We start from the raw sequence: 24,033 nt of genomic DNA on the forward strand, positions 1-24,033 counted from the left end.
TTCTTATAGTTTAAAATTCACTTATAACATACGGCCTTGTTAACGTAAACATGAGAAAAGTCTAATTTTTCCTGGCCCGATATTATATTCAATAGGTTTTGCCATATTTATTTGCTACCGTTTTCACCGGCTTTTTCGATGTGTTCGATTTTTTGCCTTACCTCGCGGTTAGCCGGCGTGTCACTCAGCGATTTTATCCGCTCAGTTTGACTTTTGTTACTGTTTTTATTCAGGATTTGGAGTCAGTGCCATGAGAGGGTTACGGATATTAAGTCTGTTTTTGTTACTGTATCTTCCGGCCGCGTTTGCCAATAAGGAAATTCCGATCTGGCCAAATGAAGTGTCAGCAAATAATAAATTTATTAATTTTAGTAAAAACCCGGCCATTAATAATCGGGCCGTTACCCACGTCGATGCGCCACAAATGATTTATGTTCCGGCAACGGGAAAAAATAATCATGCGGCGGTGCTAATCATTCCCGGTGGGGGTTTTTCTTATATTATGAAAGATCTTGAAGGGCTGGACGTGGCCAATGTGCTCAGCAAGCAGGGCTATGCTTCATTTGTGTTAATTTATCGTCTGCCGCACGACGGTTCGACGCAATATCGCCAGCAGGCTTTTGCCGATACGCAGCGGGCGCTGCGGCTGATTCGGGCTGATGCGCAGCAGTATCAGGTAGCGCCGGACCGCATTGGCGTGATGGGCTTTTCCGCCGGCGCGTTCCTCGCCGCCAACCTGAGCAACAATCCCGATGAAGCGAACTATCAGGCGGTCGACGCGCAGGATAAGGTGTCGGCGCGTCCGGATTTCAGCGCCCTCATCTACCCGGTGCTGTCGCTGAAACAGGGCGTCACTCACCCGGGCACGCGCGCGGCGCTGTACGGGAAAGATCTCAGTGCGCAGCAAATGGCGCAGCTTTCGCAGGAGGATCGCGTCAGCGCACACACGCCGCCGACTTTTCTGGTACAGGCGCTGAACGACGGCACCGCCTCACCGCAAAACGCGCTGGGCATGTTTAACGCACTGCGGCAGAACAAGGTTAATGTGGAGCTGCACCTGTTCCAGCAGGGCGGTCATGGCTTTGGTACCGGGCAGAAACAACATCTGCCGGTGCAAAACTGGCTCACCCTGTTCCACGCGTGGCAAAGCAGCCTGGCGAAGCCGTAGGCGGGATCAACCGCAGTAACGCAGATGCAGTCGAGGAAACGGAATTCCTCCCTGCCAGTTATTCGGAGTCTGCCAGCACACCGCCGGTTAGCCTGGCAGGGATTTGATGATAACCGCGGCACGGCAATTTACCGATCGACACACGTTCATGGTTACCTGCCTGAGCGAGAGGTTGAGCGCTATGTCAAACTGCTGTGTCTCGATAACGCTCAGCAGATGATCTATGAGGCTTCCATTTCATTACGGTGCACGAAAGCAAATAAATCACTCATGGTTTTACAGTGCAGTTTATCCATCAGCCGGCTTTTATAAGTGCTGACGGTTTTATTGCTGACGCCCATACGCGCCGCGATGCGCATATTATTCAGGCCTTTAATGATGTGATGGAAAACCTGGAATTCCTGCGGCGATAGCGATTCAATCATTTTCTTCTCCGCCAGCGTGCTTTCCTGTTCCATTTGCTGCATAAAACCGCTCAGCGGAAAATAGCCGTAACCATTTTGCGTCGCCTGGATGGCACTGACGATCTCTGGCATATCGTTTTTTTTACTGACAAAGCCATTGGCCCCACTGCGCAGGCTCTGCACGGCATACACGTTTTCATTTTTCCCGGAGATGACGATGATTTTTCCTGGAAAACTTTGATCGCGCAACGACTTAACCACTTCAATTCCGTCCAGCGACGGCAGGTCGATATCAATGATGACGATATCCGGCTGCTGCTGCTGAATCAGCGTGACGGCTTCCCGGCCATCAGCGCTTTCGGCCAGCACCGTATGTCCATCCTGTTCCAGCAAATAACGAACGGCCATCCGCGCGATCGGATGGTCATCAACCACAACGACCTGAGCCATAGTTAAGTTTTTCCTGATGAGTGAATGACAGGTCAAACTTTAGGCGCTTATCAGGTTTTATTTATTGCGTATGATCAAGAACAATAAAATAATTATTTGTAGTCTATGTCCTACAAGATGAATTTAATTTTAAAAAGGAATTTATTATTCCGCTCAGGGGAGCTTTATTTCCTGATGGGAAATATACATTCCGCTCCTGGATAACTCAGCTCATTAATCAGGTAACCAACGTGAAATCTCCTTTTCATCGTATTTTTTCTCTGTCGCGTTTTGCCTTTAACTGTTGGCAGAATGATTAACGCGGATGTCTGGTCAGGGCGCCATCCACGCTCAGCCAGGATAAATTGTTGCCGCCGACGCGGTTTGCTACAGTGGCGGGAATTTCAGAGGAAGCCTTCATGCCACGTGATAACCGCCTGTCCCGCTCGCTGCACGCGCTCATTCATCTCGACCGCCATGTAAAACGCGCCACATCTGACGCCATGGCAAAAATGCTCGGCACCAATCCGGTGGTGGTGCGGCGCATGATGTCCGGCCTGCGTGAGAAGGGTTATCTGGTGTCGGAAAAGGGGCACGGCGGCGGCTGGGAACTGAGGGCGGATCTGCGCGATATCACGCTGCTGGATGTGTATCAGGCCATCGGCTCACCGGCGCTGTTAAGTATTGGCCCGGCGGCTGATCCTTCGCCCTGTCTGGTGGAACATGCGGTAGACGCCCGGCTCGATCAGGCGCTCAGTGAGGCCGAAGCGCTACTGCTGCAGCGCTTCAGCCAGATTACCGTGGCGGACATCGCCGAAGACTACCTGCAAAAAATGACCAGCCTTGGGCTGGATCCGCATACCTTTCCGCGCTGCAGCGACTAAACAGCGCGGCCGTTAATCCTGCTTCTGCAATTTGATCTGCGCGTCATGCTTCATAACGTGCGTGGTGACGGCTGCCTGAAACACTTTAAATATGAGGCCGCAGACAAACGTGGCTAGCGTCAGGGTGATAAACGCGGTCATCAGCCAGTCGATCAGCGGTAAACCACTGTTCAGCAGCGTGGGTCGGTAAACCAGCATCGCGGCAAACACCACCCAATGGCTCAGGCAATAAAAACAGTGAAACAGGTGGCCGAGCAAGGCGTGTTTACGTGCGGTCCAGGCCCGTAATCCGGCAAACAGCTCGGTTTGCGTGAGGGTCATGGCGATGCTGGCTGATGCCAGCGCAATCGCCAGACAGACACCTAATTCAGACGTTATAAATGCTTGCATAGACTTTTCTCCTGCATGTCGTTAAGCGCAATAAGAGCTGCTGATCATCTTTCATGTAACTTAAAGTATTACATGATGAGCCATGCCGCAACTGCGGTTTCCTGCGTCTGAACATAGGTGAGTAAATTGGCGAGTTATCGCTATTTATTGGCTTTATGCGCAAACACAGCCACTCACCGCTTTTTTACAATGACGCAGATTGAATGGCAGCACGGCATCAGGAGGAGAGGATGGATATTCACGCAGCATTTATGCATCAGCTGATGATGTGGATAGAAGCGAACATTGAACAAAAGCTCATACTGGAGACGGTCGCGCGTCGCGCGGGTTATTCGCAATGGCACCTGCAACGGCTATTTCGCAGTTACACCGGCGTGGCGCTGGGCAGTTACATCCGCGAGCGAAAACTGACGGCTTCAGTGATTATGCTGCTTAGCAGTAACACGTCGCTAATGCAGATTGCGCTGCAGTTTGGCTTCGATTCGCAACAAACCTATTGCCGCACTTTTCGCCGCATGTTTGATCTGCCGCCGGGCGCGTTTCGCCGCAAATACCGGCACAGCCTGCCGCCGATTGACGGTCCGGCTAGTCTGCTGATGCTGCATCCGCAGAGTCGGCTGGCGTCGTAAAGTATTTGCCCGGCGTGGAACCGAAGGCGGCGCGAAACGCGCTGATATAGCTGCTCACGCTGTCGAAGCCCACCTGCCAGGCAACCTGCTGCACGCTATGGCCGGCCGCCAGTCCTTCCAGCGATTTGAGCAGGCGCGACACCTGACGATATTTACTCAGGCTCATGCCCACCGCGCTGGACCAGTGGCGACTCAGGCTGCGCGCGCTCAGACCAGCCCACTGCGCCAGCTCCAGCCCGGTGCGGGTATCTGTCGGATCGTCCATCAGCAGGCGTGCAATCTGCCGCAGCCGCGGCTCATCCGGCAGCGGCAGGGTGAGTTCCTGCGGCGTGGATTCGTACAGTTCATCAAGAAACACCTGGCCCAGCCGGGAATAGCGCGCGCTGCTCCACAGTTCAGGCTCCAGCACCGCCAGCCGTTCTGCCAGCGGCTCCAGCACGGTCGGGCAGGAGAGCAGCACCGGCCGATCCGGCAGCGGCGCGGCCAGCGCTTCGTCAATCAGCACCGTCCAGCCCAGCACGCGGCCCGGTCCGACAAGGGCATGGTCAAACCACGGCGGAATCCAGCCGACCAGCCGCGGCGGATTGGCAAAAATGCCCGACGGTGTGTTCACCGTCATCAATCCCTGGCGCAGGCAAAACAGCTGCCCGGCGGCATGACGATGCGTGCGTCGCTCGCGATCCAGCTCTTTCGATAATGACACCGCAATGACTTTGGGCGCATCCGGCTGCATCAGCCGCTGGCGCAGCTCTTCCTTACGCGGATCGCCGGAGAACGGAAGGTTGTCGGATGGATGGATGAGCATGGCTAGACCTGAGTGGTGAGTGGCGGAAGATCACCGATGTAGGGTGATGTTTTTAAATTATGGCTTTAATAGATTCATAGCCACTGGTTTTGACCGGAGAGTTGAACCTGACACAAGAACCGGGTAGCTCTCGCATTCATACTACCGATCCCGTCATTCAGCACAAGCCGGTTTACTGAATCCGGCAGCAGATCGCAGCAATAACTAAAAACCTGAAAAATTATGAGCGTTTCGAGCAAAGACAGTGTTGCCCTTATGGTCTGATGACTTTATGAACTTGAGGGTGGTGATTCCGGTTTCATATATGCTTAATGTATACCTGATTTTCAGGCAGCACATTAAACTTGATTTTCGGGCAATTTATTTTTTAATGATTTATATCTAACGAGTCTGATTGAGAGAGTATAAGCCAGAGGCTACTTTAAATTCGCAGGCTTGGTTGTTAATATAAAAAGGTTTTAATTCATTGATTTATATAGCGAAGAGTGGATTGCTGTCTTTTTATTTTATAAATTAAGACGGGTATTAGAACAATGCCACATTGTATTCATATTTCAATCAAACTGGCGTGCCATACCTGGATTTCATGTGGCATTTCATCATTGGATTGTGATATATTAGATTCGAAACAGGATGTCTAATCGGGATGATTTATATGAACGAATATGAGAAAAAGCTGTTTGATAATGGTTTCACTACTAAAGATATCGGTAAGCTCAGGAGTATCGTAAAAAAGGATAAGTCCCAATCGGATACCCTTCAAACTCTGGTTATTGATTTAAGCAAACGTTTTTGGGGAGGAGTTATCGGAGTATCTATATTGATCCTCATAGGATTATATGGCACCCTTAATGCCGATAAATCAGATTTCCTCTCTTATGTGATTGTCCTTGGCTTCGCTTTTTTAGTTATCTATTTCGTTACTCCATTGAGATTATCCTGGAAAGCCTATAGGTTCATTAAGAAAAACGACAATAGTTAATGATTTGCAGGGTTGTTTTGCATTTGATACACATTCAAACCTATTCCAGTCCCTTTTATCGCTGCTCCTGCACCTTTTATAGCAAGGGCGGGCTTGCTCATAGTCTGAACTTTGCGATAATAATCAGCAGGAAGATATTTAAATAATCTCCAGGCCTCCGGCTTTAATGTAAGTTTGAAAATACCATAATAAGAGGTGGTTAAATCAACTACCTGATATGCAAGTAATCCCAGCCTTTGGTCAAATCCAAAAAACTCAGCTATATCCTCATATGCGTCTCTGACCGGATTTGAAGGGTTAGGTACACCTCTCAGCTTTCTAATTCCTTCAATACCTGAACCTACACCATTCATAATGAGTGTTGAACCGGCGATTACGCCTAACACATTGCCTGTTGCTGCAGACCCGACTAATACACCCGCCCCTGCCACAATTTGTAAGCCACTTAGGACAACGCTTATACCGTCAATAACATAACCGATGACCTTTTCATTATCATGGTAGAACTTTACTGATGAGGATATCGTCGCCTGGCCGGTTCTGAGCATCTTATCCTGAATTGAAAGGTTATGAGACTCTTTCTTAAGATTCTGAATGCATTCCTGACATTGTTCATCGCTGGTAGCAGAACGGATGGTATTAAGTTGAAGATTAACGAAGTCCCGTACTTCATCATGGAATCGCATCCTGAGCATTCCATCTTTCAGGTGAATGAGAGAAAGATTGTTAGCCAAGCTTACTAGTTGATTTGCCTGAAGATTACCCATTGTGAGGAAGTAATCTGAAAATCTGTTCTTATTCCAGTAGTTGTCCATAACGATACCTTTGTGTAAACATAGCTTTCAATTAACAGGGCTAATCAGATCCTAAAATAACTGGAGTTGAAAAGGAAGACAAATGAGCATTGATCTTTTTCTCAAAATTGAAGGCATCACAGGCGAATCTCAAGACTCGAATCATAAGGGATGGATTAATGTTGATTCTTTTACCTGGGGAGCCAGTCAGCCAGGCAACATGAGTGTGGGTGGCGGTGGTGGTGCAGGAAAAGTGCAGTACCGGGACCTAACAGTTCAGACTCATATCGACAAGGCCACACCAGCAGTGATGAAGTATGTTTCGAACGGCAACCATATTAGTAAGGTGGAACTTTCCGCTTGTAAGGCAGGGGGCAACCAAACTGAATATTGCAGGATAACATTGGAAGATGTGCTTATTACCAACGTTCTCTTCAATGGAGCAAACCATTCGGAGCTTTTAGCCTTATCTTATCAGTTTCAGGCTTCAAAAGTTAAAATTCAGTATTGGGAACAGTCTTCCTCTGGCGGTAAAGGTGCTGAGTCGCAGTCGGGATGGGATATTAAAAGTAATAAGGAAGCTTGAATGAGTACGTATCTGAAAGGCACCCTGTAAATATTTAAGGTAGTTCTGTCAGATGCGTTCATTAGCGTTAACGAAATATTAGAGTTAGCGCTAATTAAAGGTTGTAAAAATGATCACCTGAAGCCTTGGCATTCAGAAAGAGAAAATTGGCGGAAGATCACAGGAGTCGAACCTGCCCGGGACCGCTGGCGGCCCCAACCGGATTTGAAATCCGGCCGCCTCACCGGAGACGACGATCTTCCTTTGAAGATGCCGCGCAGTATAGCGGCAATTGGCGGCAAAATCTTGATTTCAGCGGCGTTACTGCACGTTCTCACCGTGATGCTGCCGATACTCTTTCGGCGTGGTGGCATAGCTTTTCTTAAACACCGAATAGAAGTACTGCAGGGAAGGATAGCCGCACATCTGCGAAATTTCATTAATATTCAATGAGGAGCAGGCCAGCAGTTCACGCGCTTTCTCCAGCTTCTCGCGGTGAATCATGGCGTGAATGGTGTCGCCGGTCTCGTCGCGAAAACGCTTTTCCAGATTGGATCGCGACATGCCAATCGCATCCAGCACCTGTTCAACCTTGATGCCTTTACAGGCGTTAAAGCGGATGTAATGCATCGCCTGAATCACCGCCGGATCGCGCAGCGAGCGAAAGTCCGTAGAGCGGCGCGCAATGACTTTGACCGGCGGCACCAGAATGCGTTGCAGCGGCAGCGTTTGCCGATCGAGCAGGCGATGCAGCAGCTTGGCGGCCTGATACCCCATCTGGCGTGTGCCCTGGGCCACCGAAGAGAGCGCCACGCGTGACAGATAGCGCGTCAGCTCTTCGTTATCAATGCCGATTACGCTGAGTTTCTCCGGCACCGGAATTTTCAGGTGTTCACAGGCCTGCAGCAAATGACGCGCACGCGCGTCGGTCACCGCGATAATGCCGGTCTGCGGCGGCAGCGTTTGCAGCCAGTCGGCGAGGCGGTTTTGCGCGTGCTGCCAGTTTTCCGGTGCGGTTTCCATCCCCTGATACACCACGCCCTGATAGCGCTCGCGCATCACCAGCTGGCGAAACGCGTGCTCGCGCTCCTGCGCCCAGCGTTTGCCGCTGGCGGCGGGCAGGCCGTAAAACGCAAAGCGATGAATGCCTTTCTCTTTCAGGTGCAGAAAGGCACTCTCTACCAGCGCAGCGTTGTCGGTGGCGATGTAGTGCACCGGCGGATAATCCTGCTGGCGGTGATAAGAGCCGCCAACGCCGACAATCGGCACCGGCACATTGCGCAGCAGACTCTCGATCGAGCTGTCGTCGTAATCCGCAATGACGCCGTCGCCCAGCCATTCGCGGATGTTGTCGATGCGGCAGCGGAAATCTTCTTCAATGAAGATGTCCCAGTCGGTTTGCGAAGCCTGCAGATACTCGCCGACGCCTTCCACCACCTGGCGGTCATACACCTTGTTGGCGTTAAACAGCAGCGTAATACGGTAACGTTTTTCGTGCATCGTGGCGCGCTCCCTTAAACCTGTTGCGCATTGCATAGCACGGCGGAAAAGGCAGCTGAAATTGTTTGCGCCACATTGTGATCGCCCACGCGATTACACCCGGCGGCGCGTAGCCGTATCCATCCACACCGCCAGCAGTAAAATCGCCCCTTTGACGATGTACTGCCAGAAGGTCGGCACATCCATCATGCTCATGCCGTTATCCAGAGACGCCATGATGAATGCGCCCATCACCGCGCCAGCCACCGAGCCGACGCCGCCGGCCAGGCTGGTGCCGCCAATCACGCAGGCGGCGATGGCGTCCAGTTCGGCAATATTGCCCGCAGAGGGCGAACCAGCACCAAGACGTGAGCTGAGAATCAGACCGGCGATAGCCACCATGACGCCATTGATGGCGAATACCGCCAGCTTGGTGCGCGCCACGTTGATGCCCGACAGGCGCGCCGCGTCAATGTTGCCGCCGATAGCGTAAATCCGCCGTCCGAAGGCGGTGCGCGTGGCCATAAACATGCCGCCAAGCAGCAGCAGTGCCAGCAGCAGGACCGGTGTCGGCACGCCGCGGTAATCGTTCAGCAGCCAGATGGCCCCCAGCACCAGTACAGCGGTAATCGCCTGACGTGCCACCGTGCCACTGGCAGCCGGTTGGGATAACCCCAGCTGCTGGCGACGCAGGCGCAGCCGCCATTGCCAGAGAATAAACAGCGCCAGACCGGCGAAGCCGAAACCAAAGCCAACGCCGCCAGGCAAATAGCTTTGCCCGATCTGCGACATGGCTGGCGTGGTTGGCGCTACGGTGGTGCCATCGGTGATGCCGACCAGAATGCCGCGAAACGCCAGCATGCCCGCCAGCGTGACGATAAACGAGGGCACTTTACGGTACGCGACCCACCAGCCGTTCCAGGTGCCCAGCAACAGGCCAAGCACCAGCGTTACTGCGATGGTTAACGGCAGCGGCCAGCCAAGCCAGACGTCAAAGATGGCCGCGGCACCGCCCAGCAGGCCCATCATCGAACCGACGGAAAGGTCGATCTCCGCCGAGATAATGACAAACACCATGCCCACCGCGAGGATGCCGGTGATGGCGGTCTGGCGCAGCAGGTTAGAGACGTTGCGCGGGCTAAGCCAGGCACCGTCGGTGGTCCAGGTGAAGAACAGGGCGATGAGCACGATCGCCCCCAGCATCACCAGTACCTGCAGATTGAGGCGCGGAAACTTGCCCGGTGCTGGCTTACCCGGCGTTCCGGACAGGCGCTGGCTACTTTCAGTTTTAAGCATAATGTTCGCTCCGCAGGGCAGCTTCCATGACCTGCTCCTGAGTCAGGTTGTCGTTAATCAAATCGGCTTTGATTTGCCCTTCATGCATTACCAATACGCGGTCGCTCAGCCCCAGCACTTCGGGCAGTTCAGAGGAGATAACGATTACCGCGATGCCCTGCTGCACCAGCGCGTTAATCAGCAGATAGATCTCCTGGCGAGCGCCGACGTCGATGCCGCGCGTCGGTTCATCAAGAATCAAAATGCGCGGATTGAGCAGCAGGCATTTGGCAAGGATCGCCTTTTGCTGATTGCCACCGCTGAGACGGCCAATCGCCAGTTCGGGTGAGGAGGTTTTGACACGCAGACGGCGGATAGCATCGTTAATCGCCTGCTGCTCCTGCGCTTCATCCAGCGTGGAGAAGCGATGGCTGTATTGATCGAGCGCGGCCAGCGTGATGTTTTTCCCCACGCCCATCAGCGGCACGATGCCATCTTTTTTCCGATCTTCCGGCACCATGGCGATGCCGTGCGCAATCGCTGCCCGGCAATCGTCGATCTTCACCGGCTGGCCATCAATCCAGATTTCGCCCTGCCAGCGACCGGGCCAGACACCAAACAGGCACTGGACCGTTTCGGTACGTCCTGCGCCCACCAGCCCGGCAATACCGAGAATTTCGCCGCGCTTCAGGCTGAACGACACATTATTGACGCGGCGCACGTGGCGGTTGACCGGATGCCAGGCGGTGAGATTTTCCACTCTAAGCACCGTTTCGCCGATCTCGTGCGGCTGGTGCGGATAGAGCGCGGTGAGTTCGCGGCCCACCATCATCGTGATGATGTCATCTTCACTCAGCCCGGCCGCTGGCCGCGTGGCGATGTGCTGACCATCGCGGATCACACAGATGATGTCCGAAATCGCTTTGACCTCATTGAGCTTGTGCGAAATGTAGATACAGGCAATGCCGTGCTCGCGCAGGTTATTGATGATGCCGAGCAGCACCTCGGTTTCCTGTTCGGTGAGCGACGAGGTCGGCTCATCCAGGATCAGCAATCGTACCTGCTTATTCAGCGCCCGCGCGATCTCCACCAGCTGTTGCTGACCAAGGCCGAGCTCGCCAACTTTGGTGGCCGGCGAAACGTTAAGTTTGACCCGCTCCAGCAGCTGCTGGCAGCGCAGCGTCATGGTTTCATCATCGACCATGCCGAAGCGACCCAGCTCGGCACCGAGGAAAATGTTCTCCATGACCGTAAGCTGCCGCACCAGCGCCAGCTCCTGATGAATAATCACAATGCCTTTGCGCTCGGTGTCGCGGATGGTTTGCGCCTCGATGCGATCGCCAGCAAAGTGAATTTCGCCGTCAAATTCGCCGTGCGGGTAAAGCCCGCACAGCACTTTCATCAGCGTCGATTTGCCCGAGCCGTTCTCACCACACAACGACATGACTTCACCGGCTTCGAGCCGCAGGCTGACCGCATCCAGCGCTTTCACCGCGCCGAAACGCTTGGTGATGTTGTACATTTCCAGCAGCATCGATCTGCTCCTTCGCGTTTCAGGCGCTTAGAGTTCGCTCTGTTTGTGGAAGCCGTCTTTCACCACGGTGCTTTCAATGTTGTCTTTGTTGACCGGAATCGGCTTCAGCAGGCGCGACGGGACGTCTTTCAGGCCATTATTCAGCTTGCTGTTGCTGGCGGGGGTTTTGCCATCGCCCAGTTCCACCGCAATTTTTGCCGCTTCGGTCGCAAGTTCGGTGATGGGTTTGTATACCGTCATGGTTTGCGTGCCGTTCATGATGCGTTTGATGGCGGCGAGATCGGCATCCTGACCGGAAATGGCGACTTTGCCCGCCAGTCCCTGCGCGCTCAGCGCCTGAATGGCCCCGCCGGCGGTGGCATCGTTGGAGGCAACGACGGCATCAATGTGGTTGCTGTTAGCGGTCAGCGCGTTTTCCATAATTTTCAGCGCATTCTCTGGCAGCCAGGCATCGACCCACTGATCGCCCACCACTTTGATGCTGCCGTTATCGATGTAAGGTTTTAACACCTTCATCTGACCGGCGCGGAACAGACGCGCGTTATTATCCACCGGCGATCCGCCCATCAAAAAGTAGTTACCTTTAGGTACCTGTTTAACCAGACTTTCGGCCTGCAGTTCACCGACTTTTTCATTATCAAACGAGATATAAAAATCGATATCGGCATTATTAATCATGCGGTCATAGGCGAGGACTTTAATGCCTTCGCGTTTCGCTTCAGCCACCACATTACTCAATACCTGACCGTTATAAGGAATGATGACCAGCACATCGACACCGCGGTTGATCATATTTTCAATCTGCGAAATTTGCGTCTCTTCATTGCCGTTGGCCGACTGGACAAATACTTTAGCCCCAGACTTTTCCGCCTGGCTGACAAAAATGTCACGGTCTTTCTGCCAGCGTTCCAGACGTAAATCATCGATCGCCATTCCGATTTTCACTTCTTTCGCCAGTCCGGCATGGCTGAACAGGGCCAGCGCAGCGCTGAGGGCTAACAGCGTGTGTTTCATTTTCATCATGGTCATCCTGTAGGTTGAGGCTATTGTCGTTGTAAGGCTATGAACCAAGGGCGGATGAATTGTTGCCCCGCGACGTGAACAACATCAATTACTGATTTTTATCCTGCTATTACGTTTTTTTGTTTATTTGTGATTCTTTGAGCGCGATCGAAATTTTACGCGGCCATCTGTTAAATCCTGCAGCGGCGCTGCGTGCCGGTACGCGATGTAATTAAATACATGGATTTGCGAGCTGCCGCACAAATAATAATTATCTTAAGTTCAGTGTGAAATATCGTAATTGAGCTGAGCGCTCACGCCTCCGCAAAATAACGCTTCACTGCTGACCATTCGGGTCTGATGCTAAGGAGCACAACATGCACGCTTATTTCGACCAGCTTGAGCGCGTTGGTTATGAAGGGGCCAATACCACTAATGCGCTGGCGTTTCGTCACTACAATCCGCAGGAAGTGATTCTGGGCAAAACCATGGCGGAACACCTGCGTTTTGCCGCCTGTTACTGGCACACGTTCTGCTGGAACGGGGCGGATATGTTTGGCGTCGGTGCCTTTGATCGCCCCTGGCAGAAAAATGGCGATGCGCTGCAGCTGGCGCAGCTCAAAGCGGATGTGGCGTTCGAGTTCTTTTACAAACTTAACGTGCCTTATTACTGCTTCCATGATGTCGATGTGTCACCGGAAGGTGATTCGCTGCGCAGCTACCAGCAAAACCTGGCGGTAATGACCGATAAACTGCTGGAGAAACAGCAGGAAACCGGCGTCAGATTGCTGTGGGGCACTGCGAACTGCTTTACGCATCCCCGCTATGCGGCCGGTGCGGCGACCAGCCCGGATCCGGAAATCTTCGCTTGGGCAGCCAGCCAGGTGTGCAGTGCGATGCAGGCGACGCAGACGCTGGGCGGTGAAAACTATGTGCTGTGGGGCGGGCGCGAAGGGTACGAAACGTTGCTGAATACCGATCTGCGGCAGGAGCGCGAGCAGATCGGGCGCTTCATGCAGATGGTGGTGGAGCACAAGCATAAAATCGGTTTCCAGGGAATGCTGCTAATTGAGCCGAAGCCACAGGAACCGACTAAACACCAGTACGACTTTGATGTCGCGACGGTCTACGGTTTTCTCCGGCAGTTTGGTCTGGAAAAAGAGATCAAAGTGAATGTGGAAGCCAACCACGCCACGCTGGCGGGCCACTCTTTCCATCATGAAATTGCGACGGCGATTGCGCTGGGCATCTTCGGTTCGGTCGATGCCAACCGCGGTGACAGCCAGTGCGGCTGGGATACTGACCAGTTCCCGAACAGCGTCGAAGAAAACGCGCTGGTGATGTACGAAATCCTGAAAGCGGGCGGGTTCACCACCGGCGGCTTAAACTTTGATGCCAAAGTACGGCGCCAGAGCACCGACAAATACGATCTGTTTTATGGCCACATCGGCGCGATGGATACCATGGCGCTGGCGCTGAAAGTGGCGGCGCGGATGGTGAGCGATGGCGAGCTGGATAAGCGCGTGGCGCAGCGCTATAGCGGCTGGAATGGTGAGTTCGGCCAGCAAATTCTGAAAGGCGAGTTTTCTCTTGCCTCGCTGGCGGCGCATGCTCAGCAGCAGCAACTCAATCCGCAGCATCGCAGCGGACGCCAGGAGCAGCTGGAAAATCTGGTGAATCATTATCTGTATAATTTCTAATCCATCGGGAGCGAAGCATGGTTATCGGGATCGATTTAGGCACCTCCGGCGTCAAAGTGGTGCTGCTGGATGCGCACGGCCAGGTTCAGGCAACGGCGAGCGCGCCGCTGCAGGTGATGCGTCCGCAGCCGCTATGGAGTGAACAGGATCCCGAGAGCTGGTGGCAGGCTACCGACAACGCCATGCAGGCGCTGGCGCAACAGCACGATTTACGCGAAGTCAGCGCCATCGGCTTCAGCGGCCAGATGCACGGCGCGACGCTGCTGGACGCTGCGCATCAGGTGCTGCGTCCGGCGATACTGTGGAACGACGGACGCAGCAGCGCGCAGTGTCACGAGCTGGAGCAGCGCGTGTCGTCGTCGCGTCAGATTACCGGCAACCTGATGATGCCGGGTTTTACCGCGCCCAAATTGTTGTGGGTGCAGCAGCATGAACCGGCGATATTTGCGCAGGTAGCAAAAGTGCTGCTGCCGAAAGATTATCTGCGCTGGCGGATGAGCGGCGATTTCGCCACCGATATGTCAGATGCGGCCGGAACGATGTGGCTGGATGTGGCACAGCGCGACTGGAGCGATGCGATGCTGGCGGCATGCGGGCTGAACCGCAGCCACATGCCGCAGCTGTTTGAGGGCAACCAGATTACCGGCACGCTGCTGCCGGAGATCGCGGCGCGCTGGGGTATGGAGCCGGTGCCGCTGGTGGCCGGCGGCGGCGACAATGCGGCTGGCGCCGTGGGCGTTGGCATGGTTGAGCCAGGGCAGGGCATGCTGTCGCTCGGCACTTCCGGCGTCTATTTCCTGGTGAGCGAAGGCTATCTCAGCAATCCGCAACGCGCCGTGCACAGTTTCTGTCATGCGCTACCGCAGCGCTGGCATCTGATGTCAGTGATGCTGAGCGCCGCCGCCTGCCTGGACTGGGCCGCAGCGCTGACCGGCTGTGACGACGTGCCGCACCTGCTGGCCGAAGCTGAACGTGCCAGCGCGCAGGCCACGCCGGTGTGGTTTTTGCCTTATCTTTCCGGCGAGCGCACGCCGCACAACAATCCGCAGGCGCAGGGGGCTTTCTTTGGCCTGACGCACCAGCACGGCCGTGCAGAACTGGCGCGCGCGGTGCTGGAAGGCGTGGGCTTTGCGCTGGCGGAAGGCATGGATGCGGTGCATGAGTGTGGCGTCCAGCCCAACACGGTGATGCTGATTGGCGGCGGTGCGCGCAGCGCGTACTGGCGGCAGATGCTGGCAGACATCAGCGGACTGACGCTGGATTACTGTCACGGCGGCGAAGTGGGACCGGCGCTCGGTGCCGCGCGTCTGGCGCAGCTGGCGGTAGACCCGACCAGCGAGTGGCCGGCACCGGCGTTAGTGCAGCGCCATCAGCCGGACGATGCGCAGCATCAGGCCTATCAGCCGCGCCGTGCGCGCTTTGCACAGCTCTATCAGCAGCTGCTGCCGCTGATGTCCTGATTTGGCGGGTTGATGGCCGGATAAGGTCGCAAGGCGTGAGCAGAGTCGGGTATGATGGGAAGTATCGCTGAAGATACGTGGCCGGATTTGGCTGCGTGTCTTCGCCCATCATTACCCCTTTATCGCCTGAGGAACCCACCATGCCGCAGCCCGTCTATTTTCTTGTCCTGCCGGGCGTCATGGCGCTCGACCTCACCGGGCCAGCAGAAACGCTGCAGCTGGCGGGCGGTCACTTCGCGCTGCATTACATCGGCCCGCAGGCGAGCGTCACCTGCTCGACCGGCATGACCATTGCTGATATTGCACCGCTGCCCGCCACGCTGCCTGATAACAGTCTACTGATCGTGCCCGGCGTGTTCGATTCCCGTATCTGGTTCGACACCGAAGCAGCCAGGCAGGCACGCGACTGGCTGCGCCAGCAGCACGACGCGATTCACTCGCGGCGCGTTACCCTCGTGTGTATTTGCTCCGGCGCGCTGCTCTCCGCGCAGGCTGGCCTGCTGGATGGCGTACAGTGCACCACGCACCATGATGTGTTGCCGCGCCTGAAAGCTGCCGCCCCCGCTGCGCTGGTGAAAGACAACCGCGTGTTTGTGGAAGATGCCGGGATCTGGACCAGCGCGGGGATTACTGCCGGTATCGATCTGGCGCTGCACCTGATCAACCGTCTGTGCGGCGCGCGGCAGGCGCTTACGGTGGCACGGGAGATGGTGGTGTGGTTCCGCCGCTCGGGTGACGATCCGCAATTGTCGCCGTGGCTGCGGTACCGTAATCATCTGCATCCGGCGATTCATCGCGCGCAGGACGCGATGATCGCGCATCCGGAACATGACTGGTCGCTGGGCGCGCTGGCCGAACGCGCCCACGTCAGCGAGCGCCATCTGACGCGCCTGTTTCGCCAGCATCTGGGTATCAGCGTGCGGGAATACCACGAGCAGCTGCGGCTGGTGATTGCGCGCCAGCGCCAGCAGCAGGGAGAAGCGGCGGAGAAAGCGGCGCTGGCCGCCGGCTTCTCCTCGGCACGCCAGCTGCGCCGCGCCCGGCAGCGCTGGGACGATCAGCTCACCAGATGATGCTTGTCCACGCGTTTCAGCAGCATCGCCAGCAGCAGGCTGCCCAGCAGGGTTACGCCAAAGACCCATGGCAGATCCAGCCACGGCCGCGACATATCGTCGTAATGATGGGTACGCAGATAGTGAATGAACAGCGCATGGAAACCATAAATTGGCAGCGAATAGCGTGAAATGGTCGCCAGCAGCGGCAGCGGCCGGTGGTTCAGCACGTTTTTAAACAGCACCAGCAGGCTAATCGCGGCGATAAACACCAGCGGACCACAGTAAAGATACCAGGTGTCGTTAAACGCGCCATTAATTTTAAGCATCTGTCTGGTGCCGAGCGCGATACCGATGACGCAGGCGATAAAACTCACCCCGGCCAGCCAGCTGATGCCGCGCCTGTCGGTCTCCATCACGCCAATCGCCCGTCCGAGCAGCGCATACAGCAGGTAGTAAATCGAGTCGCCGCTGACATACAGATTGACCGGCAGCCAGTGGAACGGCCCCAGCGACTGGCTGACGGTATTCGGATTGGCGATCACCGCGAGCACCAGCACCAGCAGCGCCACATAGCGCGGCGGCACATTTTTCACCTGAATCAGCGGCGACAGCAGGTAGATGCCGATGATGGCGAAGAAGAACCACAGGTGATAGAACACCGGCTTCTGCAATAGCTTGAGCAGCGATCGACCTTCGCTGATCGGCGTCAGCCAGGTGATGTAGGCCAGCGCGACGGCGCTGTAGAACAGCAGGCACAGCACAATGCGCAGCAGATGGCGGCCCTGCGCGCTGCGTTCGCCAAAGAACAGATAACCGGAAATCATGAAGAACAGCGGCACGCAGACGCGCGAAGCCGAGTTGAGCAGGTTGGCGACGTCCCAGCTGGGCCCGGTGACCGCCATCGGTCCGGTGATGTACCAGGTGGTGGTGTGAATGACGATCACCATCAGACAGGCGACCGCGCGTAAGTTATCAATCCAGCAGATTTTTTGCGACATGGCTTCCTCGTGCGAACTCCGTGCGAAGAAGGGTAGCCAGTGCGCAGCAGGCCAACAACCCCACGGCCTGGATTTCGGAGCTCTCTGTTAACCGCCGCACAACCGCACCGGTCAGCGCCAGGATTTCCGGCTGCACAATGCGCGGTCAAAGGGTATACTGTCGCACTCTTTTTAAATCCACCCGTATCGCGTGCGAATTCAACATGCAAAAGTTTGATACCAAGACCTTTCAGGGCCTGATCCTGACCTTGCAGGATTACTGGGCGCGTCAGGGCTGCACCATCGTCCAACCGCTGGACATGGAAGTGGGCGCTGGCACTTCTCACCCTATGACTTGCCTGCGTGCTCTCGGGCCAGAGCCGATGGCCAGCGCTTACGTGCAGCCTTCGCGCCGTCCCACCGATGGCCGCTACGGTGAAAACCCGAACCGTTTACAGCACTACTACCAGTTCCAGGTGGTGATTAAGCCGAACCCGGACAACCTTCAGGAGCTGTACCTTGGATCGCTGAAAGAGCTCGGTATCGACCCTGGCGTGCATGACATTCGCTTCGTTGAAGATAACTGGGAAAACCCGACGCTGGGTGCCTGGGGTCTCGGCTGGGAAGTGTGGCTGAACGGCATGGAAGTCACGCAGTTCACCTACTTCCAGCAGGTCGGCGGCCTGGAGTGTAAGCCGGTGACCGGCGAGATCACCTACGGTCTGGAGCGTCTGGCGATGTATATCCAGGGCGTGGACAGCGTGTACGATCTTACCTGGAGCGACGGCGCGTTCGGTAAAACCACCTACGGTGACGTGTTCCACCAGAACGAAGTGGAGCAGTCGACCTACAACTTTGAGTACGCCGACGTCGATTTCCTGTTCAGCTGCTTCGAGCAGTATGAAAAAGAGGCACAGCAGCTGCTGGCGCTGGAAAAACCGCTGCCGCTGCCGGCCTATGAGCGCATCCTCAAAGCCGCGCACAGCTTTAACCTGCTCGACGCGCGCAAGGCGATCTCGGTGACCGAGCGTCAGCGCTATATCCTGCGTATCCGCACCCTGACGAAAGCCGTGGCGGAAGCCTATTATGCCTCCCGCGAGGCACTCGGCTTCCCTATGTGCAACCGTAATAAGTAAGAGGCAGCCATGACCGATAAAACTTTCCTGGTGGAAATTGGCACCGAAGAGTTGCCTCCGAAAGCCCTGCGTAGCCTGGCAGAAGCCTTTGCTGCGCACTTCACCGCTGAGCTCGACAGCGCCGGTCTGGCGCATGGCGACGTCAGCTGGTTTGCCGCACCGCGCCGTCTGGCGCTGAAAGTGGCGCAGCTGTCAGCGGCGCAGCCCGATCGCGAAGTGGAAAAGCGTGGCCCGGCGGTCGCTGCGGCGTTTGATGCCGAAGGCAAGCCGACCAAAGCGGCAGAAGGCTGGGCACGTGGCAACGGCATCACCGTTGAGCAGGCTGAGCGTCTCAGCACTGACAAAGGTGAATGGCTGGTGCATCGTGCTGCGGTAAAAGGCGAAAGCGCGCAGGCGCTGCTGCCGGCGATGGTCGCGACCGCGCTGAGCAAGCTGCCAATTCCAAAACTGATGCGCTGGGGCGCCAGCGACGTGCAGTTCGTGCGTCCGGTGCACACCGTAACGCTGCTGCTGGGCGATGAGCTGATTCCGGCTACTATCCTCGGCATCCAGTCCGATCGCGTCATTCGCGGCCACCGCTTCATGGGCGAGCCGGAGTTGACGCTGGACAATGCCGATCAGTATCCGCAGCTGCTGCAGGAGCGCGGTAAAGTGATCGCCGATTACGCCACGCGTAAAGCCAAAATCAAAGCCGATGCGGAAGCCGCCGCGCAGCAGCTGGGCGGTAAAGCCGACCTGAGCGATAGCCTGCTGGAAGAAGTGGCGTCGCTGGTGGAGTGGCCGGTGGTGCTGACGGCGAAGTTTGAAGAGAAGTTCCTCGCGGTGCCAGCGGAAGCGCTGGTGTACACCATGAAAGGGGATCAGAAATACTTCCCGGTGTACGCGGAAGATGGCCAGCTGCTGCCCAACTTCATCTTCGTCACCAACATTGAATCGCGCGATCCGCAGCAGATCATTGCCGGTAATGAAAAAGTGGTGCGTCCGCGTCTGGCCGATGCCGAGTTCTTCTTCAACACCGACCGCAAAAAGCGTCTGGAAGATAACCTGCCGCGTCTGGAAACCGTACTGTTCCAGAAAGAGCTGGGTACGCTGCGTGATAAAACCGACCGTATTCAGGCGCTGGCTGGCTGGATTGCCGCGCAGATTGGCGCTGATGTCAATCACGCCACGCGCGCCGGGTTGCTGTCGAAGTGTGACCTGATGACCAATATGGTGTTCGAGTTCACCGACACCCAGGGTGTGATGGGCATGCACTACGCGCGCCACGATGGCGAAGCGGAAGATGTGGCGGTCGCGCTCAATGAGCAGTATCAGCCGCGTTTCGCCGGTGACGATCTGCCGTCCAGCCCGGTGGCCTGTGCGGTGGCGATTGCCGATAAAATGGATACCCTGGCCGGTATCTTCGGCATCGGACAGCATCCGAAAGGCGATAAAGACCCGTTTGCGCTGCGTCGTGCCGCGCTGGGCGTGCTGCGTATCATCGTGGAGAAGAACCTGCCGCTCGATCTGCAAACCCTGACGGAAGAAGCGGTGCGCCTGTACGGCAGCAAGCTGAGCAACGCCAATGTGGTCGATGATGTCATCGACTTCATGCTGGGCCGTTTCCGCGCCTGGTATCAGGAAGAGGGGCACAGCGTTGACACCATTCAGGCGGTGCTGGCGCGTCGTCCAACCCGTCCGGCTGATTTCGATGCACGTATGAAGGCGGTTTCGCACTTCCGTACGCTGGAAGCGGCTTCGGCGCTGGCAGCGGCTAACAAGCGCGTGTCGAACATTCTGGCGAAAGCCACCGAAACCCTGAACGACAGCGTGCAGGCGTCACTGCTGAAAGAGAACGCTGAAATTCAGCTGGCGACCTTTGTCACCGCGCTGGGCGACAAGCTGCAGCCTTACTTTGCGGAAGGCCGCTATCAGGATGCCCTGGTGGAGCTGGCGCAGCTGCGCGAAGCGGTGGATAACTTCTTCGACAACGTCATGGTGAACGCCGAAGACGACGCGGTGCGCATCAACCGCCTGACGCTGCTGGCGCAACTGCGCCAGCTGTTCCTGCAGGTGGCGGACATTTCGCTGCTGCAGTAAGCGATGGGCAGAAGTGAACCGAAGGGACGAGCAATCGTCCCTTTTTTTGTTTCAGGCGGCAGAAGAAGTGAACAGGCGCGCGTCGCGCAGCAGATGATCGTTGCCGCGACGGCGGGTAAAACCGCTGCGGTCAAAGAATTCCAGAATCTGCACTGCGACTTTGCGGCCGGTGCCCAGCTGGTTGCGGAAGTCGGCGGCGCTGGTGCTGCCCCCGGCGGCCGCGCGCTGGCGAATCAGATCGGCGAAGATCTGGATCTGCGCGCTGCGGTAGTAGCGATCGCGCACGATCGCTGTGATATGGCCAAGACGCGCCGCGGTCAGCAGTAACCGGCGAATTTGCTCTTCATCGCGCTGCAGCGCGTCAGCAATATCGCGTACCCACAGCGGCTGGTCGCCGAACAGCGGCTCGACCTGCTGCCACAGCGTGGCCTCCTGCGAATTAAAGCGCGGCGCGAAATCGGGCAAATGCAGCCAGCCCTGTTTCTGCCGCAGCTTGCCCTGTGCCAGCGTCTGGTCAATTAATCCCAGCACCAGCGCTGCCGGCGGATGCGGCAGGGCGACGCGGCGCAGGCGATCGTGGCCAATGCCCGGCAGCTCCGGATGCTGCTGGTGGAAAGTGCTGAGCGCCTCCCGTAAACGTTGCTGCCAGGCGCTGGCCTGCGCGGCGCTCATCAGGCTGGCGCCCAGCCGCACTGGCTCCAGCGGCAGCAGCAGCGCGTCCAGCGCCGGCACGGTGAGCTGGCGCGCCCAGCCGAGCTCGTCATACGCGGCCGGTTGATACGCCAGATGCGCCTGCAGACTGGCGCTGTCATCCTGCGCCGCGGCCAATTGCTGCAGCCAGCGCTGGTAATCCGGCTGACGCTTACCGCGCTTCTTGCTGTCGCACAGCAGCACGCGCCCGCCGCCCAGCGTGTGCTGCGCATTGCTGTCGCGGATAATTATCCGATCGTTTTCCGCCAGCCACAGCGGCTGGTTAAGCACCAGTTCAGCGATATCGTCCGTGAGCTGGGTTAAGCGTCCGGTGACGTGGCTGGCGGCGTGATGGAGATGCACCGGCAGTGAGGCCGTTTTCAGCGGCTGCAGCAGGCGCAGTGCGACGATCAGCCGCTGCGTGCCGGCGGGACGTGCCTGCGCCAGCAGCCAGTCGCCGCGCGTAATCTGTGCTTTTTCTACGTCACCGACAATGTTCAGCGCGATGCGCTCGCCCGCCTGCGCACGCGTCACCGGCTGGTTCTGCGCATGCAGCGCCCGCACGCGCAGCGGCAGGTTCAGGCTGCTGAGCCACAGCGTATCGTCCACGCTAACCTCACCGCTCAGCGCGGTGCCGGTGACCACCAGCCCGGTGCCTTTCAGCGTGAAAGCGCGGTCGATGGCGAGCCGGAAACGGCGGCCAGGTTCAAACGCCGGTGCGCTCAGGCTGCTGAGGTGCTGGCGCAGCGTCTCAATGCCCTGCTGCGTATGGCTGCTGGTAACAAACTGCGCTGCCGCTGGCCAGCCGAGCTGCTGTGTCAGCTGCGCGACCTGCTGCTGGACTTCCGCGATGCGTGCGGCGTCAACGCGGTCGGCTTTGGTGAGCGCCACGCTCAGCGGTGGCTGTCCGGCAAGGCTCAGCAGCTGTAAATGCTCGCGCGTCTGCGGCATCACGCCATCGTCACAGGCCACCACCAGCAGCGCATGGTGAATGCCGCCGATACCGGCCAGCATGTTGGCGAGAAATTTTTCATGGCCGGGCACATCGATAAAGCCCAGCGTGCGGCCATCCGGCTGCGGCCAGTAGGCGTAACCGAGATCGATGGTCATGCCGCGCCGTTTCTCTTCCGGCAGGCGATCGGCATCAACACCGGTCAGGGCCTGCAGCAGCGCAGTTTTGCCGTGATCGACGTGTCCGGCCGTGGCAATAATCATGGTACTAAAGTCCGTATCAGGGCGGCTTCGTCATCAAGGCAGCGTAAATCGAGCCACAGCTTGCCGTCCTGCAGGCGGCCAATCACCGGCCGCGCCAGCTGGCGCCAGCGCTGCGCCAGAGCGTTGAGGTGGCTGCCGTGACCGTCGCGTGGCGTAAAGGTGATGGCGAAGCTGGGTAAACGCTCAACCGGCAGCGAACCGCTGCCAATTTGCGAGGAACAGGCGGCGATCGCCAGCGAAAAATCGGCGCTGAAGGCGTGCTCCAGCGCCGGCATCAGACGTTCGGCCTGTTGCAGAATATCGTGCGCGCTGCGCGTCAGCAGGCGCAGTGTCGGCAGCGCTTCATGCAGGGTTTCCGGCTGACGATAGAGCTGCAGCGTCGCTTCCAGCGCCGCCAGCGTCATTTTATCGACGCGCAGCGCACGCTTCAGCGGATGCTGTTGCAGCTGGTCAATCAGCGCTTTTTTGCCGACGATAATCCCGGCCTGCGGGCCGCCGAGCAGTTTGTCACCGGAGAAACTCACCAGGCTGACGCCGGCCGCAATCAGCTGCTGCGGCATCGGTTCAGGCGGCAATCCGTACGCCGTCATATCAATCAGCGAACCGCTGCCGAGATCGCTGATCACTGGCAGGCCGTGCGCGTCACCTAACTGCACCAGTTCCGCTTCCGATACGGCATGGGTGAAGCCCTGAATCTGGTAATTACTGGTATGTACCTTCATCAGCAGGCCGCTATCGTCAGCGATCGCGCTGCGATAATCCTTCAGATGGGTGCGATTGGTGGTGCCGACTTCGATAAGACGGCAGCCGGCCTGGCGCATCACGTCGGGAATGCGGAACGCACCACCAATCTCCACCAGCTCGCCGCGCGACATAATCACGTCCCGGCCCGCTGCCAGGCTGGCCAGCATCAGCAGCACCGCAGCGGCGTTGTTATTGACGACGCAGGCTGCCTCGGCGCCGGTCAGCTCGCACAGCAGTGCGCTGACTGCCCGATCGCGATGGCCGCGCGCCGCGTCGTCCAGCGCATACTCCAGCGTTACCGGCTGGCGTAAACAGGCGCTGACCGCCGCGATCGCGCGATCGCTAAGCTGTGCGCGGCCGAGATTGGTGTGCAGCACGGTGCCGGTCAGGTTAAACACCGGACGCAGCGCGCTTTGCTGCTGCTGTTGTGTGCGGCGCAGCGCTTCATCCGGCCAGCTGGCGTGCCAGTGCGGTAACGATTGATGTTGCTGAATGTGGTCGCGCGCCTCCTGCTGCATGCCGCGCAGCTGACGCGTGATAAAGGCAGTACCGGTTTGTGCCAGCAGCGGCTGCAGCGCCGGATCGCGCAGCAGGCTGTCGATGGCAGGGAGCTGACTGTAGAGGGCTTTCATCACAT

At 57.0% G+C, this 24,033-nt stretch carries 21 protein-coding genes and 1 tRNA gene; 10 read left to right on the forward strand and 12 right to left on the reverse strand.

Features of this window, described 5'->3' with window-relative positions; genetic code table 11:
- Positions 1-424 precede the first annotated feature (424 nt).
- On the forward strand, positions 425-1,168 hold the full coding sequence (locus MXF20_RS20220; RefSeq protein ID WP_325971103.1) for an alpha/beta hydrolase: 744 nt from the start codon (positions 425-427) through the stop codon (positions 1,166-1,168).
- Positions 1,169-1,389: 221 nt separating this feature from the next.
- Here MXF20_RS20220 and MXF20_RS20225 read toward each other — a convergent pair whose 3' ends face one another.
- Positions 1,390-2,022 (reverse strand): response regulator, encoded by a 633-nt coding sequence (locus tag MXF20_RS20225; protein WP_325971104.1) that lies wholly within the window; start codon positions 2,020-2,022, stop codon positions 1,390-1,392.
- 398 nt (positions 2,023-2,420) lie between these two features.
- On the opposite strand from MXF20_RS20225, the gene MXF20_RS20230 reads away from it, so the two are divergent.
- Complete coding sequence (locus MXF20_RS20230; protein ID WP_325971106.1) at positions 2,421-2,885, forward strand: Rrf2 family transcriptional regulator; 465 nt, start codon at positions 2,421-2,423, stop codon at positions 2,883-2,885.
- A gap of 12 nt (positions 2,886-2,897) precedes the next feature.
- Here the strand turns inward: MXF20_RS20230 and MXF20_RS20235 are convergent, their stop codons facing one another.
- On the reverse strand, positions 2,898-3,275 hold the full coding sequence (locus tag MXF20_RS20235) for a DUF1360 domain-containing protein (RefSeq protein ID WP_325971108.1): 378 nt from the start codon (positions 3,273-3,275) through the stop codon (positions 2,898-2,900).
- 230 nt (positions 3,276-3,505) lie between these two features.
- Here MXF20_RS20235 and MXF20_RS20240 point away from each other — a divergent pair, with 230 nt between their 5' ends.
- A complete protein-coding gene (locus tag MXF20_RS20240; protein ID WP_325971110.1) occupies positions 3,506-3,904 on the forward strand; it encodes a helix-turn-helix domain-containing protein in 399 nt (132 codons plus the stop codon).
- Here the strand turns inward: MXF20_RS20240 and MXF20_RS20245 are convergent.
- On the reverse strand, positions 3,861-4,709 hold the full coding sequence (locus MXF20_RS20245) for an AraC family transcriptional regulator (protein WP_325971112.1): 849 nt from the start codon (positions 4,707-4,709) through the stop codon (positions 3,861-3,863). The genes MXF20_RS20240 and MXF20_RS20245 overlap by 44 nt on opposite strands.
- Before the next feature lie 655 nt (positions 4,710-5,364).
- Between MXF20_RS20245 and MXF20_RS20250 the strand changes: the two genes are divergently transcribed.
- Positions 5,365-5,691 carry a hypothetical protein gene (locus MXF20_RS20250; RefSeq protein WP_325971113.1) on the forward strand — a complete coding sequence of 109 codons (327 nt, stop codon included), beginning with the start codon at positions 5,365-5,367 and terminating at the stop codon, positions 5,689-5,691.
- Here the strand turns inward: MXF20_RS20250 and MXF20_RS20255 are convergent.
- Entirely contained in the window at positions 5,688-6,506 is an 819-nt protein-coding gene (locus tag MXF20_RS20255; protein WP_325971114.1) for a DUF4225 domain-containing protein, read from the reverse strand. The two genes, MXF20_RS20250 and MXF20_RS20255, sit on opposite strands and share 4 nt — an antisense overlap.
- 82 nt (positions 6,507-6,588) lie before the next feature.
- Here MXF20_RS20255 and MXF20_RS20260 point away from each other — a divergent pair, with 82 nt between their 5' ends.
- Positions 6,589-7,071 (forward strand): type VI secretion system tube protein Hcp, encoded by a 483-nt coding sequence (locus tag MXF20_RS20260; protein WP_325971115.1) that lies wholly within the window; start codon positions 6,589-6,591, stop codon positions 7,069-7,071.
- Between the two features lie 147 nt (positions 7,072-7,218).
- Here the strand turns inward: MXF20_RS20260 and MXF20_RS20265 are convergent.
- The 5 genes from MXF20_RS20265 to xylF form a co-directional block, all read right to left on the reverse strand.
- Positions 7,219-7,313, reverse strand: a tRNA-Sec gene (locus tag MXF20_RS20265).
- A 58-nt stretch (positions 7,314-7,371) separates the two neighbouring features.
- Entirely contained in the window at positions 7,372-8,550 is a 1,179-nt protein-coding gene (gene xylR / locus MXF20_RS20270; RefSeq protein WP_325971116.1) for a D-xylose utilization transcriptional activator XylR, read from the reverse strand.
- Between the two features lie 93 nt (positions 8,551-8,643).
- Complete coding sequence (gene xylH / locus MXF20_RS20275; protein ID WP_325971117.1) at positions 8,644-9,825, reverse strand: xylose ABC transporter permease XylH; 1,182 nt, start codon at positions 9,823-9,825, stop codon at positions 8,644-8,646.
- Complete coding sequence (locus tag MXF20_RS20280) at positions 9,818-11,338, reverse strand: xylose ABC transporter ATP-binding protein (protein ID WP_325971119.1); 1,521 nt, start codon at positions 11,336-11,338, stop codon at positions 9,818-9,820. The genes xylH and MXF20_RS20280 overlap by 8 nt, the downstream gene beginning before the upstream one ends.
- 27 nt (positions 11,339-11,365) lie before the next feature.
- A complete protein-coding gene (gene xylF, locus MXF20_RS20285; RefSeq protein WP_325971169.1) occupies positions 11,366-12,358 on the reverse strand; it encodes a D-xylose ABC transporter substrate-binding protein in 993 nt (330 codons plus the stop codon).
- Positions 12,359-12,717: 359 nt separating this feature from the next.
- On the opposite strand from xylF, the gene xylA reads away from it, so the two are divergent.
- From xylA to MXF20_RS20300, 3 genes are all read left to right on the forward strand, one after another.
- The gene (gene xylA, locus MXF20_RS20290; protein WP_325971121.1) at positions 12,718-14,040 is read left to right on the forward strand and encodes a xylose isomerase; all 1,323 of its coding nucleotides are present in this window, start codon (positions 12,718-12,720) and stop codon (positions 14,038-14,040) included.
- Positions 14,041-14,057: 17 nt separating this feature from the next.
- Positions 14,058-15,500, forward strand: a complete 1,443-nt coding sequence (xylB, locus tag MXF20_RS20295; RefSeq protein WP_325971122.1) for a xylulokinase — start codon at positions 14,058-14,060, stop codon at positions 15,498-15,500.
- Positions 15,501-15,640: 140 nt separating this feature from the next.
- Positions 15,641-16,573: a GlxA family transcriptional regulator gene (locus MXF20_RS20300; protein WP_325971124.1), complete on the forward strand. Its 933-nt coding sequence runs from the start codon at positions 15,641-15,643 to the stop codon at positions 16,571-16,573.
- Here the strand turns inward: MXF20_RS20300 and MXF20_RS20305 are convergent.
- Positions 16,558-17,553, reverse strand: coding sequence for an acyltransferase (locus tag MXF20_RS20305; protein WP_325971125.1), 996 nt, complete (start codon positions 17,551-17,553; stop codon positions 16,558-16,560). The genes MXF20_RS20300 and MXF20_RS20305 overlap by 16 nt on opposite strands.
- A 203-nt stretch (positions 17,554-17,756) precedes the next feature.
- On the opposite strand from MXF20_RS20305, the gene glyQ reads away from it, so the two are divergent.
- Both glyQ and glyS read left to right on the forward strand, forming a co-directional pair.
- Positions 17,757-18,668: a glycine--tRNA ligase subunit alpha gene (glyQ, locus tag MXF20_RS20310; protein WP_021506863.1), complete on the forward strand. Its 912-nt coding sequence runs from the start codon at positions 17,757-17,759 to the stop codon at positions 18,666-18,668.
- A 9-nt stretch (positions 18,669-18,677) separates the two neighbouring features.
- Positions 18,678-20,747, forward strand: coding sequence for a glycine--tRNA ligase subunit beta (gene glyS, locus MXF20_RS20315; RefSeq protein WP_325971126.1), 2,070 nt, complete (start codon positions 18,678-18,680; stop codon positions 20,745-20,747).
- 51 nt (positions 20,748-20,798) lie between these two features.
- On the opposite strand, the gene selB is transcribed toward glyS, so the two are convergent.
- Entirely contained in the window at positions 20,799-22,652 is a 1,854-nt protein-coding gene (gene selB, locus MXF20_RS20320; protein WP_325971127.1) for a selenocysteine-specific translation elongation factor, read from the reverse strand.
- The gene (gene selA / locus MXF20_RS20325) at positions 22,649-24,028 is read right to left on the reverse strand and encodes an L-seryl-tRNA(Sec) selenium transferase (RefSeq protein ID WP_325971128.1); all 1,380 of its coding nucleotides are present in this window, start codon (positions 24,026-24,028) and stop codon (positions 22,649-22,651) included. The genes selB and selA overlap by 4 nt, the downstream gene beginning before the upstream one ends.
- Positions 24,029-24,033: the final 5 nt, after the last annotated feature.

Origin of the sequence: Pantoea dispersa (assembly GCF_035783935.1) — a bacterium.
Classification (GTDB): Bacteria; Pseudomonadota; Gammaproteobacteria; order Enterobacterales; family Enterobacteriaceae; genus Pantoea; species Pantoea dispersa_C.

What these genes read in the sequence shown, in the direction of transcription:
- MXF20_RS20230 (WP_325971106.1), top strand. Translation starts at nt 2,421, where the DNA reads ATGCCACGTGATAACCGCCTGTCCCGCTCGCTGCACGCGCTCATTCAT.
- MXF20_RS20260 (WP_325971115.1), top strand. Translation starts at nt 6,589, where the DNA reads ATGAGCATTGATCTTTTTCTCAAAATTGAAGGCATCACAGGCGAATCT.
- MXF20_RS20220 (WP_325971103.1), top strand. Translation starts at nt 425, where the DNA reads ATGATTTATGTTCCGGCAACGGGAAAAAATAATCATGCGGCGGTGCTA.
- glyQ (WP_021506863.1), top strand. Translation starts at nt 17,757, where the DNA reads ATGCAAAAGTTTGATACCAAGACCTTTCAGGGCCTGATCCTGACCTTG.
- MXF20_RS20240 (WP_325971110.1), top strand. Translation starts at nt 3,506, where the DNA reads ATGGATATTCACGCAGCATTTATGCATCAGCTGATGATGTGGATAGAA.
- MXF20_RS20300 (WP_325971124.1), top strand. Translation starts at nt 15,641, where the DNA reads ATGCCGCAGCCCGTCTATTTTCTTGTCCTGCCGGGCGTCATGGCGCTC.
- selB (WP_325971127.1), bottom strand. Translation starts at nt 22,652, where the DNA reads ATGATTATTGCCACGGCCGGACACGTCGATCACGGCAAAACTGCGCTG.
- MXF20_RS20255 (WP_325971114.1), bottom strand. Translation starts at nt 6,506, where the DNA reads ATGGACAACTACTGGAATAAGAACAGATTTTCAGATTACTTCCTCACA.
- glyS (WP_325971126.1), top strand. Translation starts at nt 18,678, where the DNA reads ATGACCGATAAAACTTTCCTGGTGGAAATTGGCACCGAAGAGTTGCCT.
- xylA (WP_325971121.1), top strand. Translation starts at nt 12,718, where the DNA reads ATGCACGCTTATTTCGACCAGCTTGAGCGCGTTGGTTATGAAGGGGCC.
- xylR (WP_325971116.1), bottom strand. Translation starts at nt 8,550, where the DNA reads ATGCACGAAAAACGTTACCGTATTACGCTGCTGTTTAACGCCAACAAG.
- xylF (WP_325971169.1), bottom strand. Translation starts at nt 12,358, where the DNA reads ATGAAAATGAAACACACGCTGTTAGCCCTCAGCGCTGCGCTGGCCCTG.
- MXF20_RS20235 (WP_325971108.1), bottom strand. Translation starts at nt 3,275, where the DNA reads ATGCAAGCATTTATAACGTCTGAATTAGGTGTCTGTCTGGCGATTGCG.
- MXF20_RS20280 (WP_325971119.1), bottom strand. Translation starts at nt 11,338, where the DNA reads ATGCTGCTGGAAATGTACAACATCACCAAGCGTTTCGGCGCGGTGAAA.
- xylH (WP_325971117.1), bottom strand. Translation starts at nt 9,825, where the DNA reads ATGCTTAAAACTGAAAGTAGCCAGCGCCTGTCCGGAACGCCGGGTAAG.
- MXF20_RS20245 (WP_325971112.1), bottom strand. Translation starts at nt 4,709, where the DNA reads ATGCTCATCCATCCATCCGACAACCTTCCGTTCTCCGGCGATCCGCGT.
- selA (WP_325971128.1), bottom strand. Translation starts at nt 24,028, where the DNA reads ATGAAAGCCCTCTACAGTCAGCTCCCTGCCATCGACAGCCTGCTGCGC.
- MXF20_RS20225 (WP_325971104.1), bottom strand. Translation starts at nt 2,022, where the DNA reads ATGGCTCAGGTCGTTGTGGTTGATGACCATCCGATCGCGCGGATGGCC.
- xylB (WP_325971122.1), top strand. Translation starts at nt 14,058, where the DNA reads ATGGTTATCGGGATCGATTTAGGCACCTCCGGCGTCAAAGTGGTGCTG.
- MXF20_RS20250 (WP_325971113.1), top strand. Translation starts at nt 5,365, where the DNA reads ATGAACGAATATGAGAAAAAGCTGTTTGATAATGGTTTCACTACTAAA.
- MXF20_RS20305 (WP_325971125.1), bottom strand. Translation starts at nt 17,553, where the DNA reads ATGTCGCAAAAAATCTGCTGGATTGATAACTTACGCGCGGTCGCCTGT.